The following is a 15091-nucleotide window of genomic DNA, read 5'->3' on the forward strand; positions in this document are numbered from 1 at the left end:
TGCGTGAACGCGGGATTTCCGGCGACGCGCCGGGCAGGTTGGATCGAGAAGAACCAGAAAGCAGTCGTGAAGGTATGGAAAACAGTACGAAGTTTCAGAGTCAGCGCAGCTCGTTTCACGTGTGGCCGTGGAGCCCGGCGCTCGGCATCCTGCCGGTCGTCGTCGTGATCGTGACGCTGGCCGGGTTCGTGGCCGTCAGTCTGGTCGTGATCATGTCGCTGCGCGTGTACGTCGGCGGCGAAAGCAGCTGGTCGAAGGCGCAGAAGGACGAGGTCATCCTGTTGAGCCGCTACGCCGACACCGGCGACGAAAAGCTGTTCGACGATTACCGGCTCGCGGACGCGACGCTTGTGTCGTTCAGCGTTGCGCACCGCGCGATGATCGGCGTGCCGGCCGACTACGACGTGGCCCGCTACGCGATGATCGCGGCCGGCATCAACCCGGTCGATGCGACCGCGGTCGTGTGGTTCTATCCGGTCCTGAACTCCTTCGCGCACGTGAACACCGCGCTGCAGTACTGGGCCGAGGCGGACCGGCATCTGCTCGACCTGCGCCGGCTCGCCGGTGCGCTGCGCGAGTCGGTCCACGCGGGCGACGTCGCGCGCACGAGCCGCCTGAACCGCGACCTCTGGGACATCAACTCGCGCATCGAGCCGTTGCCGAAACGCTTCTCCGACGAACTCAGCGCCGAATTCCGTTCAGCGGTGATCCAGCTGCTCCTGTCGTACGTGGTGGCGTCGCTGTTGATCATCCTGCTGTCGGTGCGCTGGGCGAGCCGCGCGCAACGCCAGCAGTCGTCGATGCAGACCGAGCTCGACCGCAGCCTCGCATTTGCCGACGCCGCGCTTCGTTCGGTCGTCGATGCGATCGTCACGATCGGTCTCACGCGCAGCATCGAGACCGTGAACCCGGCCGCCGAGCAACTGCTCGGCAGGACGGCGCAGCGGTGCGTCGGCGAGCCGATCAACGACGTGCTCGACCTGATCGACACGTCGACCGGCATGTCGATCAAGCTGCTCGCTACGCTTTGCAACGGCGGTGACCACACGTTCACGCGCGATCTCAACCTGATCCGCGTATGCGGTACGGCGGTGCCCGTGCGCGCGTCGCTGTCGCGGATGACCAATGCCGTCGGCCGTTGCGTCGGCCACGTGCTGACCCTGCGCGACATGACGCGCGAGCACCAGCTGATCGAGCGGCTCACGTGGCAGGCGTCGCACGACGCGCTGACCGGCCTGATCAACCGCACCGGGTTCGAGCGGCGCCTCGGCGAGATGCTGGCCGACGGCGCGGGCGGCGCGCTGATGGTGCTCGACCTCGACGGCTTCAAGGAAGTGAACGACGTATGCGGCCACGCGGCCGGCGATGTGCTGCTGCGCGACGCGACGGCGGTATTCAGCGGCTGTCTCGACGAAGGCGACGTGTTTGGCCGCCTCGGCGGCGACGAGTTCGGCATCCTGCTGCCGGCCTGCCGCAACGTCGCGCCCGACGACGGCAAGGCCGAGCGCATGCGCGCGCAGCTCGAGGCCTTCACGTTCACGTGGGACGGCGAACCGTTCAAGATCAGCGTCAGCATCGGGCTGCTGGATCTCGCGTGCCGTCCCGCGAGCATCGAGAAGGCGATGCAGATGGCCGACCTCGCGTGCTATGTCGCGAAGGACGGCGGCCGCAATCGCGTGCACGTCGCGCATCCGCGCGACCTGCATGCCGGCCGCCCGGCGTATCACACGCAATGGAGCCGCCGCGTGAAGACGGCGCTCGAAACGAATGCGTTCCAGTTGCACGCGCAACCGATCGTGCCGATCCAGTCGGGCGACGGCGCGCCGCAGCGCGTGGAGATCCTGCTGCGCGTCCCGGACGCCGACGGCAAGCTGATCGCACCGGTGTTCCTGCCGGCCGCCGAGCGCTACGGCCACATGACGATGATCGACCGCTGGGTGGTCAGCAACGTGATCCGGCGTCTCGCGCGGCTCGAACGGCGCGAGTACGTTGAATACAACGTGAACCTGTCGGCGCGCTCGATCACCGACGAGCGCTTCGTCGAGTTCGTGATGGCCGAGCTGTCGGCGTCGGGGCTCGAGCCGTCGCTGCTGTGCTTCGAGATCACCGAGACGAGCGCGGTCCGCAACCTGGAAGTCGCATCGCGCTTCATGTGTGAGCTGCGCGATCTCGGCTGCCGGTTCGCGCTCGACGATTTCGGCGCCGGCATGTCGTCGTTCTCGTATCTGCACCAGTTGCCGATCGACTACCTGAAGATCGACGGCGGGCTGGTCGCGACCATGACGTCCGACCACGTCAAGCGTGGCATCGCGTGCGCGATCAACGACATCGCGCACGTGATGCAGTACCGGACCGTCGCCGAGCACGTCGAGGACCCGGAGACGGCCGAGATGCTGCGCACGCTGGGCGTCGACTACTGCCAGGGCTATTACTTCGGCCGCCCCGTGCCCTGGCAGGAAGGGGGATTCCATTGAACCACGGAGGACAACAGATGAATGCTCCATTCGAGCTGAGCGGCGACATCATGGACCTGGCCAGCTATCCAGCGTGGCTGCGCGACGTGGTAGGCGCGACCGACGAGCTGAAGGCCCGCATCCGCGCGCATCCCGTGTTCGCGGCGATGATCGACGGGACGCTGACGGCGGCGCAACTGCGCACGTTCTTCGTGACCGGCTGGGCGGTGGTCAGCCAGTTTCCCGAGTACATGGCGATGAACCTCGTGAAGACCGCCGCGTACCGGTCGCCCGGCGACGAGAAGGCGCGGCGCTATCTGATCCGCAATATCCGCGTCGAGCAGAATCACGTCGATCACTGGGCCAACTGGGCCGCCGAGTCCGGCGTGACGCGCGACATGCTGCTCGGCGCCGACGCGCCGCTCGCCGGCTTCGCGCTGAGCCACTGGTGCTGGAAGAGCGGCAGCGCGGACGCGCTGGCGCCGAGCATCGCCGCGACGAACTACGCGATCGAAGGCGTCACGGGCGAGTGGAGCGCGCTGCTGTGCGCGTCGCCGTACGAGGAGAAGTTCGATGCGTCGGTGCGGCATCGCGCGATGCGCTGGCTGAGGCTGCATGCCGAGTACGACGACCGCCATCCGTGGGAGGCGCTCGATATCGTCGCGACGCTGCTCGGCCGCGCGCCGGACGCGCGCGACGTGCGCGAGGTCGGGACGTCGATCCGCAAGAGCTTCGAATACTTCCTGATGAGCCTCGATTGCTGTCTGCATGTTTAGGCGGTCGCGCCGTGCCGAAGCCGGTACGCGCGTCGTCGTCGGCACGTCGGCGTGATGGCGACGACGCGCACGCCGCTGTCCTGCTGGACGATTTCCGATGCTGACAAAAGTACTCGTCGCAGAGCCGGACCCGCGCATGCGCGGCATGATTCGTGCGTTGCTGCGCGGCTGTGACATCGCCATGTCGGTGCTCGACGACGTATCGATGCTGCGCGCGCGCGTCGCCGCGGTGGCGCCCGCGTTGATCGTGCTGCGCTTCGAGCCGCCGGGCACGGCAGTCTGCGCGGCGCTCGACGCGCTGCGGTGCGCGGGTTGCGACCTGCCGGTGATCGTGCTCGGCAGCAGCGCGCAGTTGGCGGACAAGCTCGTCGCGTTCGAGGCCGGCGCCGACGACTATCTCGTCTTGCCGTTCGAGCCGATGGAGTTCGTGGTGCGCGTGCGCTGCGCCATCCGCAGGCATGCGGCGCGCGCGCCGCGCCACGTCGATCGCTATGCGTTCGGCGACATCGACGTGGATTTCGTGACGCGCCGCGCGACGCGCGCGGGCGAAGATCTCGGGCTGCGCGCGAGCGAATTCGCATTGCTCGAAGTGTTCATCGCGCAGCCGATGCGTGTGCTGTCGCGCGCGGAGATCCTCGCGCGGCTCGGGCCGGCCGTCGCCGGGCGCGCGGAGCGCGGGCTCGGCGTGTTGGTTTTCAGGCTGCGCAACGTGGTCGAGGGCGCGCTCGGCGACTATCGCTATATCCGCACCGTACGCGGCCGCGGCTACATCTTCGTGCCGCTCGGCGTGCTGCCGGACGACGACCTGCAGACGCCGCCGCCAGCGCGCATTTAGGTCGTCGCCGTTGGCGACGGAGCCGACGAAGCCGACGCGGTCGGCATCGGTCGTGCCGTCATTGCGCGGGGGCGTCGGCAGGCGTGCGGTAGCACGTCGGCACGCCCTTCGCGCCGGACAGTTGATAGACGAGCTTGTGCGCATTCGTCGCCGCGCGTCCCGCGGGCGAACTCAGCACCACGTAGCGGCTGAATTGCCCCTGGCCCGTCGCTTCCTTCGTGATGATGAGCGGTGCGAGCACGGGATCGGCGCTGGCCGATTCCGGGTCGATCACGCGGCGCACGTGCGACAGGCTCGTCACGTACCAGTCGGCGTTCAGCTTCGGCGTCTTGAGAATGAACGGACGGTACGCCGGCCCCGCATAGTGGCTGTCGATGATCATCCACGGGTCCATGTCGGTCGTGCCGATTTCGGACGGCTGCACCTTGGTCGTTCCGCCGTCCGCACGCGAGAAGAAGCCGCCGAAATCGCCGCCCAGACGCGAGCCGCTCGCGCCGGCCACCGCCGGATCGTAGCGTTGGCCTTCGGGGCCGTTGCGCAGGTCGCTGAAGCGCTTGCCCGTCCACGTGACCACGTGCGACACGACGAAGCCCGACATCATGCTCTGCGGCGCCGCTTGCGGATGTGCGGTTTCGGTGATGTACAGCAGATCGCCGGGGCGCAGATGATCGACGAATTGCGCGACGTTGTCCTGATTGATGTCGAGCAGCACGCCGGTCTGGTCGGTCACGGCCGCGAGCGGGTCCGAACCGGTCGAGCATGCCTGCGTGCCGATGCCCGTCTGCAGGTTGCCGCTTGCGTGCGTGATGCCGGCAAAATCGTAGGCCCACGACGTGAAGTCCGAACAGTCGACGCCTTGCCACTTGATGTCGGCATTGGCGAGCGTCGCGGTGGTCTGCGCGCCGTTGCTGCGTCGATGCGGCGCGCAGGTCATGGACTTCGACGACGTATCCGAGTTGAAGAACGACGGGCGCGAAGCCGGCGGCAGCCAGCCCGGAATATGGTGATGGCAGTAGTTCAGCTCCTGGTCGACCCAGTAGTTCTCGGTCGCCAGCAACAGCTCGCGCTGGAACGTCGCGACGTCGCCGGCGCACGACGCCGTCGTGATCGCGCCGTACACGGCCGCGCGCGGACCCCACGAGCCGCCGTCGGCGAAGCTCGACCAGTTGTCGACTGTCACGTTGTGTCCGAGCCGCGCCTGTACGTCGTTCTTGCGGCTCGTGAAGAGCGGCAACTGCTCGTTGTAGAGCGCGACGCGATCGCGGCATGCGCCGTCGCTGACCGTGATCGTCGCCGGCTTGCCGGGGACGACCGGCTTGAGCATCGCCACCGACGCGATGCCCGAACGATTGAGCGGGTTCACCGCGTAGCCGGCCGCGCCGGTCGTCACCGCGCAATTTCCGCCGGGCGGCGCAGCGAGCGTCCCATCGGCCGCGGGATTGCCGGCGCCGGTATTGCACTCGGCCAGCGTGTCGCCGTTGGCCGATTGCGCGACGATGTTCTGCGTGCTGTCCTGAACCGATGCGCCGGTGTCGGTGCGGCTCTGCGATTCGGCGCCGAGCGCCAGCGCCATTTTTGCGCCGTCGGACAGATCGGCGGCAGCGAGCGCCGTACCGGGCGCGACGAACGCCGGTGCGGTCTGCTGCACGTCGAACCCGCCGGCGAACGCGTTGACCTGCACCATCGCCGCCGCGAGGTTCGCGCTGGTCAAGCCGCCTGCGGCGCGTGCCGCCTGAACGATCGCGTTCGAATAGACCGACACGATCATGCGCGCCGGCGCAGCCGTGAAGACGGCTTCGATGTCGCCTTGCAGCGCCGTGCGCGTACCGGTCGCTTCCTCGTCATACACGCCGCCCGTGGCGCGCACGAGCACCGGATAGTGCACGGCGCCGCCGAGCACGAACGTGCCGTCGTCGCGGGTCACCGCATGGGCGATCGGCTGGTCCGACGCGGAGCCATCGGCCGCGACCGCATAGACGCTGACCGACGCGTTGCGCAGCGGCCCCATATAAACGGCGCCGGTGGTAGATGACGATGTACCGCCTCCGCATGCAGAAAGAGAAAGTAGGAGTGCGGCGCCGAGCGCGGCATTGCGAAGATTGGGGTTCACGATCACCTGCCGTCAGGATGTGCGGGTATTTCCGGATGCGACGTCGCGTCGAACGCACGCAGGTCGCGGAAGCGATGCACGGAATGGGCAGAGTAGGGACGATCGGCGCCGGTTGATATGAGGATAAGCATGGCATGTCACGGCCATTTCATCGAATCGACGGCCTGCAAATCCGCATTTCGCGCTCAGAGGCCCGCTGGAAAAGGCGCATCGGACCGTTGAAATTATGGAATGCTGCGCAGGCTGCGTACGATGTGCGACGTTCGGTCGCGGCGTTGGGGCAGGGTGTCTGCGCGTGAGAAAGTCGGAACGTTGAATTGTTCCGGACTCCGTTTCGAAATGATGGCGCCGTGTGCGTGCCGAGCATCGGAACGTGGCCCGATTGCGCCACGTCCCGATGCCGCGCTGCCGTCGTGCCGGCCTGGCCGCGGACGAAAAAAAGCCCGCTTGGGAAGCGGGCTTCGTACCATCAGCAATTGCCTTTCTTCGCCTGGCCGGGCGGACAGAATCCGTTGCCCGGCCCGCCCTGCGGCGCGACGACGACCGGCGCGCCCGGCACGTAGGCGACACATCCGCTGAGTGCGCCCACCACGCTCGCTGCCGCGAGCAGCGCAATAACCCCTTTCTTCACATCGTTCTCCCGTTATCGAGGAAAGGGCCGTGCGGCCCTTTCGTGGTTGCTGCCGAGCGTCAGAACGTGAAATTGACGTTCGACTGGCTGGTGGTTGCGTTGACGTTCGTCGCTTGCGTCGCGCCCGACGCTGCGTCCGCCTCGATCGTGTATTGACCGGCGGCGCCCGGCGACGCGGCGAGCGCGACCGGCAACGTGCCCGAGTAGGTGCCGACGATCGGTGCGGCCGCGGGCAGGTTCAGCGCATACGCGCCGGTGTCCATGTTCGCGTTGATCGACGCGATCTCGTACGGGTTCGCGTCGATGGTCTGCAATGCGCGCACCAGCGCGTCGCCGCTCGGCGTCACCGTGCCGCTGACCGTACTCATCGTCGATGCCGGCAGCGCGATCGGCGCGCTCTGCGCCGCTACGGAAGTGGTGGTGTTCACCACGACCGGCACCGAGCGCACGATGCCCGACGCGAAGCTGTTCTGCACGATCACGACGTCGTAGTTGCCCTGCGTCGAGCTCTGGATCAGCGGCGACAGCACGAACTTGCCGGTGCTGTCGGCCACCGTGCCGCGCACGACCTTGCCGCCTTGCTCCGCATAGACGGTCGCGCCGGCTTCCGCCGCGGCGACGTAGCCCGCGATCGCGCCGCTCACCACGGTCGGCGTGGCGGTGACGACGGGCTTCAGCGCATAGGTACCGTTGCCGCGCTGGACGATCGACTTGCACGCGTTGAAGTCGAGCACGAGGTCGACGAGCGTGTTCGGCTGCACCGTAAACGGCTGGATGATCTTGTAGCCGCTTTGCGTCGCGCTCGGCGTGGCGAGCGCCTGCTCGGTGCCGCCGGTCGGGACGACCGAATTCGCGAGACTGTTGCCCTGGTTTTGCGCGAGCACGAGCCGCACTTGCTGATATTGGCCGGCGGGCAGCGCGGTCTGGCCGAGATCGGCGAGGACGCCGTTGGTCAGCGACAGCAGGTCGATTTTCTGCGGCGTCGTCAGCGCGACGGTGGACCACCCTGCATCGTTATCGGCAGCATTCGCATTCGCATTGACGCGGACCTGCGACACCGTCACATAGACATGATCGAAGCCGCATGACGGCGCATCGGTCATCGCGACGTGCAGCGTGCCGGTTTGCGTGCTGCCGCCGTCGCCGCCGCCGCACGCAGCCAGCGCGAACGGCACCATCGCCGCGCACAACGCGGCCTTCCAGAATCGATTATTCATTGTTTTGTCCCCTTCCATCATGATTGTGGATGGACCGAAGCATAGCCGCGCGTGGCGCCCACAGTGTGGACAGGTTTGCAACGAACGGTAAATTCTGCGTCCACGCGTAAAGGGGCTGGCTTGGCGGCGCATGTTCCGCCTCAGCGTCGCCGCAGTGCGGCGCGCCGCGAACGAACGAGCGCGCTCGGCCGAACGTGATAGCAGCGGACGGCGCGGCTTTGATCGGCCGCGCGAGGCAAAAACTTGATGGGGAAAAGCACCGAACCCGCGGTATTTTTTTCCTCGTTATAGTGCGGACGTGAGCGGTGAACGCGGCGCAATGCGCGCACACCGCCTGGCAACGACTGTAGACGGGTGCTGTATGAAAAACACGAAAGAAACGACCATCGGACCGGCATGGGGTGTCGCGGCAGGCGTGCTGCTGGCCGCGGCGGGATTGAGCCTCGACCTCTTTCCGAAATTGCTGAACGGCACGGGCGCCGCCCACGACTTCCTGGCATCCGGCATCGCGATGCTCGGCATCTTTCTCGCCGTCTACTCGACGCACGAATTCCGCAGGAAGCGGATGCACTGAGCACCGGCGCGTTACGAGCGGGCGCGCCCGTTCGCGCAACCGGCGTCGGCCAGCAAATCGTCGACGATGATCTCGGCAGCGGCCTGGCCCGCGCACAGCGCGGTGCGCGTCGTGTCGAACAGGCGGCCGCCGTCGTCGGCGAGCCGGATCGGTGCGAGCAGCCGCGGGGCGCGCTCGCCCGCGCGCACCTGCACGATGGCGACGAACCCGAACCGGGGCGGATCGGCCAGCGACGCGCGCGCGTGCGGCAGGTCGAGCCGGAATTCGCAGCGGACATCGATCGTGTATCCGCGGTAGGTGTACGCACTGTTCATCTGCAGCTCGCTCGAGAGGGAACGCGACGACGGACCGTGGGCGCATGATATCGGCTCGTGCGAGCCGGCGGGGCTGGGGCGTCTACCTAGGCGAGGATCTCGTGCCGGTAGACCAGTTCGACGATGCGCTTGGTCGGGATGCTGGCGCGCAGCGCCGCGACGCGATCGATCGCGAACCACTTGCACTTGTCGATCTCGTTGCTGGCGGTCGGCTTGTGTTCGGGGCCGACTTCCGCGAAGAACACGTGGTGCACCTTCGCGAGCCCGCTGAACTGCATCGAATAGACGAGGCTTTGCCCGACGATGCCGGTTTCCTCGAGCAATTCGCGATGCGCGGCTTCGAGCGGCGTTTCGCCGCGTTTGATCGTGCCGCCCGGCAGCGCCCAGCGCGACGACATGCGGGCGACCAGCAGCACCTGCTCGGCGCGATAGCACACGATGGTCGCCCGTTCCTTGATCGGGACGGTGGCGATTTCGGGCGGGGCGATGGAGGTGGCTGGCGACATGGTGCGATTCTAGCGGCTGCCGGGCGGCGGGCCAAGCAGCGGCGGCCGGCGTCGCCGAGCGCGACGATCAGATCGCGCCGTGCCGGCGTCGGTGGCGTTACTGCCGTTCCGGCAGAAACCAGTTCATCACCAGCGCGCAGATGCCGCCCGTCGCGACACCCGAGGCCAGCACGTTCTTCAGCGCATGCGGCAGGCTGTTCAGGATGTCGGGCACCTGCGACACGCCGAGGCCGAGCGCGAGCGACACCGCGATGATCAGCAGCGCGCGGCGGTCGAGGTGGACGCCGGACAGGATGTTGATGCCCGATGCGGCCACCGCGCCGAACATCACCATCGCCGCGCCGCCGAGCACCGGCTCGGGCACCGCCTGCAGCGCGCCGGCCACCACCGGGAACAGCCCGAGCACGACCAGCATCGCCGCGATCCAGATGCCGACGTAGCGGCTCGCGACGCCCGTGATCTGGATCACGCCGTTGTTCTGCGCGAACACCGAGCTCGGAAACGTGTTGAACACGCCGGCCAGCAGCGAGTTCGCGCCGTTCACGAGCACGCCGCCCTTGATCCGGCGCATCCATACAGGCCCTTCGACCGGCTCGTTCGAGATCTTGCTGGTGGCGGTGACGTCGCCGATCGCTTCGAGCGACGTGACGAGATAGATGATCAGCATCGGCACGAACAGCGACCACGAGAAGCCGATGCCGAAGTGCAGCGGCGTCGGCACCTGAAACAGCGCGGCATGGTGCATGCCGGTGAAGTCGAGGCGCCCGAGCGCCGCCGCGACTGCATAGCCGATCGCGAGCGCGATCACCAGCGCCGTGCTGCGCACCCAGACGATCGGCACGCGGTTCAGCACGATGATGGTGCCGAGCACGACGCACGACAGCGTCAGGTTCTGCGCGCTCGCGAACGTGCCGTTGGCCATCGCGCCGTAGCCGCCGCCCATGCTGACGAGGCCGACCTTGATCAGCGTGAGCCCGATCAGCAGCACGACGATGCCGGTCACGAGCGGCGTGATCAGCCGCTTCACGAACGGCAGGATGCGCGACACGGCCATCTCGACGAACGAGCCGGCGATCACGACGCCGAAGATCGCGGCCATCACCGTTTCGACCGGCGTGCCTTGCTTGACCATCACGCTGCCGCCCGCGATCAGCGGGCCGACGAAGTTGAAGCTCGTGCCCTGCACGATCAGCAGCCCCGCGCCGAGCGGGCCGAAGCGCTTGCACTGCACGAACGTGGCGATGCCTGAGATCACCAGCGACATCGACACGATCAGCGTCGTGTCGCGGCTCGAGACGCCGAGCGCCTGGCAGATCAGCAGCCCCGGCGTGACGATCGGCACGATGATCGCCAGCAGGTGCTGCAGGGCGGCGACGAACGCGATCGTCGGCGCCGGGCGGTCGTTGGGGCCGTAGACGAGGTCGCGCGCGGAAGATGCGTCGTCGGCGCCGTGAGCGGCGGATCGGGCAGAGGAGGCGGGTTGCATGGGCGAGCGGGCCGGACAGGAGGAAAGTGCGGCATTTTAGCCGAACGGCCGCGGGCGCCGCCCCTTGGTGTGGCGCGACGGCCGGCGCCTGGCGGCCACGGAACGGCGGCCGCGAACGGAGTCGAGAACGACGGTGCGGCAGTCCCGTGTACGGTCAGCGCGGGCGGCGCGGCGCGCGACGCTGCGGATACGCACGCTTGCAGACGTCGGTGACGACGTCGCGCAGCCGCCGATGCACCGGGTCGCCGTGCATGCGCGGGTGCCACAGCGCCGAGATCAGGATCTCGGGCAACTTGACCGGGATCGCGAAGCTGCGCAGCCCTAGCGCATCCGCGAGCCCCGGCGTGAGCGCGTTGCCGAGGCTCGAGCGCGGCACCAGCGCGATCAGGTCGGTGCCGGCCGCGACGCGCATCGCGTCCGGATAGCCGGGCACGACCACGTGGACGTTGTGCGCGGCCACCGCCGTGCGCTCGCCGTCGTCGGCCGGGCCGCCGAAGTCGCCGAGCTGCGCCGCGATCACGTGGCGGCAGGCCGCGTAGCGCGCCGGCGTGATTCTGGCCGCGGCGAACAGCGGGTGGCCGCTGCGCGCCACCGCGACGTGCGCGTCGTGAAACAGCTCGCGCGTGTGCAACTCCGGCGCGTCGTCGCCGCGCTTGCCGATGTCGAGATCGACCGAGCCGTCGCGCAGCGGCCCGGGGTCGCGCGCGAGCCGCGGCACGAAGCGCACGCGCACGCCGGGCGCGACGTCGCCGATCGCGGCGACGACCGGGCCGCCCAGCATCTCCATGAACGACGCCGCCGCGCGCAGCGTGAAGGTGGCCGACAGCGTCGCGAGGTCGAGGTCGGCCGCTGCCGGCCGCAGCACGGCCTGCGCTTCGCGTGCGACCGCGTGCACGCGCTCGCGCAACGCCGTCGCGTGCGGCGTCGGCACGAGCCGGCGTCCGGCGCGCACGAGCAGCTGGTCGCCGGTGGCCGCGCGCAAGCGCGCGAGCGTGCGGCTCATCGCGGACGCGCTTAAGCCCAGCCGGCGCGCGGCGCCGGTCACGCTCGCTTCGCCGAGCAGCGCATCGAGCGCGGTGACGAGGTTCAGATCGAGGTCTTCCATCCCGACAGCATAAGGCATGGCGCGGCGTGACATGGCGTCCGGTGCAATCGTGGATTGCGTTCGGTGCGTCTGGTGCATCCGATGGCGAGCGCCTACAGTAGCCGGAGACGAACGATCTCCAAGGTGAATACGATGCAACCGACTCTCTCGCACGCCGGCACACCCTCGATCCTGCTGGTCGCCGCATCGCGCGGCCTCGGGCTCGCGATGGCCGAGCAGTTCCTGAATCACGGTTGGCATGTGACCGGCACGGTCCGCGCGGGCTCGGGCTGCTCGAAGCTGCACGACCTCGCCGAGCGCGTCGGCGCGCGGCTCGACATCGAGACGCTGGACATCTGCGAGCCCGCGCAGCTTGCCGCGCTGCGCGCGCGCCTGTCGGGGCGGCGCTTCGACATGCTGTTCGTCAACGCGGGCACGAGCAACGATCCGGCCGAGACGATCGGCGAAGTCACGACCGACGAGTTCGTGCGCGTGATGATCACGAATGCGCTCGCGCCGATGCGCACGATCGAGACGCTGCAGGATCTCGTGACGGCGGACGGCCTGATCGGCGCGATGTCGTCGGGGCAGGGCAGCGTGTCGAACAACGTCAACGGGATGCGCGAGGTGTACCGCGGCAGCAAGGCCGCGCTGAACCAGTTCATGCGCAGCTTCGCCGCGCGTCAGGCCGGTACGGCGCGCGCGATGGTGCTGATGGCGCCCGGCTGGGTCCGCACCGAACTCGGCGGCCCCGATGCGCGGCTGACGATCGACGAAAGCGTGCCGGGCCTCGTGAACGTCCTGCTCGACAAGCGCCGCCGCCCGGGGCTCGAATACCTCGATTACCAGGGCCGCACGGTGCCCTGGTAGCGCGCGACGGTCGCGCTCTGCGCGCGTCGCGCCGATTCAATACAATGCGACGTCGAGGTGCGCGCGCCGTGTCGGCGTGCCGACCAGCCGACGACTCCGGAGCGCAGCATGAACGACCCCTACCTGCAGGTCATCGCGCATTACTTTGCGAAACCCGGCAACGGCGAGCGCGTGATCGAGCTGCTCGCGCAGCTCGCGCCGCCCACGCGAGCGGAACCGGGCAACCTCGACTACGCGTACTTCCGGTCGCCGGTCGATCCCGACCACATCGTGATCCTCGAGCGCTACCGCGACGCCGGCGGCCTCGACGCACATCGGGAAACGCCGCATTTCCAGCGCATCGGCATCGGCGAGATCATTCCGCTGCTCGATCGCCGCGACGTGACGCGCTACATGGTGCAGCCGGACACCGGCACGGCGACGCAACCGGGAGCCGCTCGATGAACCCGTTTCAATTCCGTACCGTCGCGACGCAGATCGTCGAATTCGGCGCAGCACGCCGGCTCGGCCCGCTGTTGCGCGAACGCTTTCCGTCGCTCGTGCGGCTGTGCGTCGTCACCGACGCGTTCCTGCATCGCAGCGGCGTGCTCGCGCCCGCGCTCGAGAGCCTCGCCGCGCACGGCTGGCAGGTGAGCGTGATCGACGACGTCATCGCCGATCCGCCCGAGCACGTGGTGCTCGAAGCGACCGCGCGCGCGGTGGCCGCCGACGCCGAGATCGTGCTCGGCCTCGGCGGCGGTTCGTCGATGGACGTCGCGAAGCTGATCGCCGTGCTCGCGCCGGGCCGCCAGGCGCTGGCCGACATGTACGGCGTCGACAAGGTCGCGACGCCGCGGCTGCCGCTCGTGCAGATGCCGACCACGGCCGGCACCGGCTCGGAAGTGACGGCCGTATCGATCGTCACGGTCGGCGAAGCGCGCAAGATGGGCGTGGTGTCGCCGCAGCTGTTCGCGGACGTCGCGATCCTCGATGCCGAGCTCACGCTCGGGCTGCCGCGCGCCGCGACGGCAGCGACCGGCATCGACGCGATGGTGCACGCGATCGAAGCCTTTACGTCGGCGCGGTTGAAGAACCCGGTGTCGGACATGCTGGCCGTGCACGCGCTGACGTTGCTGTCGCGCAATGTGCTGAAGGCATGCGACGACGGCCACGATCGCGCGGCGCGCGAAGCGATGCTGGTCGGCGCGATGTTCGCGGGTCAGGCGTTCGCGAATGCGCCGGTGGCGGCCGTGCATGCGCTCGCTTACCCGATCGGCGGCATTTTCCACGTGCCGCATGGCTTGTCGAACGCGCTCGTGCTGCCGCACGTGTTGCGCTTCAACGCGGCGGCTGCCGCGCCGCTGTACGCGGAGCTCGCGGCGATCGTCGCGCCGTCGGCGACGGGCAGCGACGCAGCGAGGACGCAGGCGCTGATCGACGAGATCGACCGGCTGATCGTCGCGACCGGCATTCCGCGCACGCTGCGCGAAGTCGGCGTCGGCGAGGCCGACCTGCCGAGGATGGCGGCCGATGCGATGCTGCAGACGCGTCTGCTCGTCAACAATCCGCGCGAAGTGACCGAAGCCGATGCGCTCGCGATTTATCGGCAGGCATGGTGAAGGCGGCGCGGATGGTGACCGGTGAAGACGGCGGTATGAGGCAAGGGGCTGAAGCCGCCACGACCGTCCGATGCGTCGCGTGGCAGGTGCTGCACACCTGGCAAGCCGCCGAATGGTGCCGGCTCGCGCCCGCGCCCGCGGGCATCGACCTGTCGGGTACGATCGCCGGCGCGCTCGACGGCACGCCGTTCCGCATCGACTATGCGATCGAATGCGGCGCCGACTGGCTCACGCGTTCGGTGCGCGTCGTGCATCGCCACGGCGCGGCGCCGCCGCAGCGGCTCGAGATCCGCTGCGAAGCGGGGCGGTGGACGATCGAGGGCGCACACGCGGCGGCGCTCGACGGTGCGACCGACATCGATCTCGGCTTCAGCCCGTCGACCAATACGTTGCCGATCCGGCGGCTCGGACTGACGGTCGGCGCGTCGGCCGTCATCCATACCGCGTGGCTGCGTTTTCCGGAGTTCGAGCTCGTGCGCGGCGAGCAACGCTATACGCGTACGGCCGAGCGCGTGTACCGCTATGAGAGCGGCGCCTATGCGGCCGACATCGCGGTCGACGACGCAGGCCTCGTCATCGATTACGACGAGTGGCGGCGCATTGGTGCGAGCGCTCGCGCGTAGCGCGGCGGCAACCG

The 15091-nt window shown here is 68.5% G+C and carries 15 protein-coding genes; 8 read left to right on the forward strand and 7 right to left on the reverse strand.

Annotated elements, in window-relative coordinates:
- The first annotated feature begins 74 nt into the window (after positions 1-74).
- From MBR110_RS16890 to MBR110_RS16900, 3 genes are all read left to right on the forward strand, one after another.
- Positions 75-2474 carry a putative bifunctional diguanylate cyclase/phosphodiesterase gene (locus tag MBR110_RS16890; RefSeq protein WP_059461513.1) on the forward strand — a complete coding sequence of 800 codons (2400 nt, stop codon included), beginning with the start codon at positions 75-77 and terminating at the stop codon, positions 2472-2474.
- 17 nt (positions 2475-2491) lie between these two features.
- Positions 2492-3229 carry a TenA family transcriptional regulator gene (locus MBR110_RS16895; RefSeq protein WP_011881886.1) on the forward strand — a complete coding sequence of 246 codons (738 nt, stop codon included), beginning with the start codon at positions 2492-2494 and terminating at the stop codon, positions 3227-3229.
- 97 nt (positions 3230-3326) lie between these two features.
- On the forward strand, positions 3327-4064 hold the full coding sequence (locus MBR110_RS16900; RefSeq protein ID WP_011881887.1) for a winged helix-turn-helix domain-containing protein: 738 nt from the start codon (positions 3327-3329) through the stop codon (positions 4062-4064).
- Between the two features lie 58 nt (positions 4065-4122).
- On the opposite strand, the gene MBR110_RS16905 is transcribed toward MBR110_RS16900, so the two are convergent.
- The 3 genes from MBR110_RS16905 to MBR110_RS16915 form a co-directional block, all read right to left on the reverse strand.
- The gene (locus MBR110_RS16905; RefSeq protein WP_181709428.1) at positions 4123-6072 is read right to left on the reverse strand and encodes a hypothetical protein; all 1950 of its coding nucleotides are present in this window, start codon (positions 6070-6072) and stop codon (positions 4123-4125) included.
- A gap of 571 nt (positions 6073-6643) precedes the next feature.
- Positions 6644-6805, reverse strand: a complete 162-nt coding sequence (locus MBR110_RS16910; RefSeq protein WP_011881889.1) for a hypothetical protein — start codon at positions 6803-6805, stop codon at positions 6644-6646.
- A 59-nt stretch (positions 6806-6864) separates the two neighbouring features.
- Entirely contained in the window at positions 6865-8022 is a 1158-nt protein-coding gene (locus tag MBR110_RS16915; RefSeq protein WP_175994271.1) for a DUF4382 domain-containing protein, read from the reverse strand.
- A gap of 361 nt (positions 8023-8383) precedes the next feature.
- Here MBR110_RS16915 and MBR110_RS16920 point away from each other — a divergent pair, with 361 nt between their 5' ends.
- Positions 8384-8596, forward strand: a complete 213-nt coding sequence (locus MBR110_RS16920) for a hypothetical protein (protein WP_059461155.1) — start codon at positions 8384-8386, stop codon at positions 8594-8596.
- Between the two features lie 11 nt (positions 8597-8607).
- On the opposite strand, the gene MBR110_RS16925 is transcribed toward MBR110_RS16920, so the two are convergent.
- The 4 genes from MBR110_RS16925 to MBR110_RS16940 form a co-directional block, all read right to left on the reverse strand.
- On the reverse strand, positions 8608-8910 hold the full coding sequence (locus MBR110_RS16925) for a hypothetical protein (protein ID WP_059622842.1): 303 nt from the start codon (positions 8908-8910) through the stop codon (positions 8608-8610).
- Positions 8911-8996: 86 nt separating this feature from the next.
- Entirely contained in the window at positions 8997-9416 is a 420-nt protein-coding gene (locus tag MBR110_RS16930; RefSeq protein WP_011881893.1) for an NUDIX hydrolase, read from the reverse strand.
- Between the two features lie 97 nt (positions 9417-9513).
- Positions 9514-10902 (reverse strand): uracil-xanthine permease family protein, encoded by a 1389-nt coding sequence (locus MBR110_RS16935; RefSeq protein WP_059734775.1) that lies wholly within the window; start codon positions 10900-10902, stop codon positions 9514-9516.
- Positions 10903-11056: 154 nt separating this feature from the next.
- Positions 11057-12007, reverse strand: a complete 951-nt coding sequence (locus MBR110_RS16940) for a LysR family transcriptional regulator (protein WP_059734777.1) — start codon at positions 12005-12007, stop codon at positions 11057-11059.
- 132 nt (positions 12008-12139) lie between these two features.
- Between MBR110_RS16940 and MBR110_RS16945 the strand changes: the two genes are divergently transcribed.
- From MBR110_RS16945 to MBR110_RS16960, 4 genes are all read left to right on the forward strand, one after another.
- On the forward strand, positions 12140-12856 hold the full coding sequence (locus MBR110_RS16945; RefSeq protein ID WP_045578141.1) for an SDR family oxidoreductase: 717 nt from the start codon (positions 12140-12142) through the stop codon (positions 12854-12856).
- Positions 12857-12964: 108 nt separating this feature from the next.
- Complete coding sequence (locus tag MBR110_RS16950; RefSeq protein WP_059668708.1) at positions 12965-13300, forward strand: putative quinol monooxygenase; 336 nt, start codon at positions 12965-12967, stop codon at positions 13298-13300.
- Positions 13297-14454 (forward strand): iron-containing alcohol dehydrogenase, encoded by a 1158-nt coding sequence (locus MBR110_RS16955; RefSeq protein WP_059559388.1) that lies wholly within the window; start codon positions 13297-13299, stop codon positions 14452-14454. Before MBR110_RS16950 ends, MBR110_RS16955 begins: the two co-directional genes overlap by 4 nt.
- A 35-nt stretch (positions 14455-14489) precedes the next feature.
- Entirely contained in the window at positions 14490-15077 is a 588-nt protein-coding gene (locus MBR110_RS16960) for a putative glycolipid-binding domain-containing protein (RefSeq protein ID WP_034193872.1), read from the forward strand.
- Positions 15078-15091 lie beyond the last annotated feature (14 nt).

The sequence above is a fragment of the Burkholderia sp. MBR-1 genome (genome assembly GCF_013822785.1).
In the GTDB taxonomy this organism is placed as follows: Bacteria; Pseudomonadota; Gammaproteobacteria; order Burkholderiales; family Burkholderiaceae; genus Burkholderia; species Burkholderia vietnamiensis.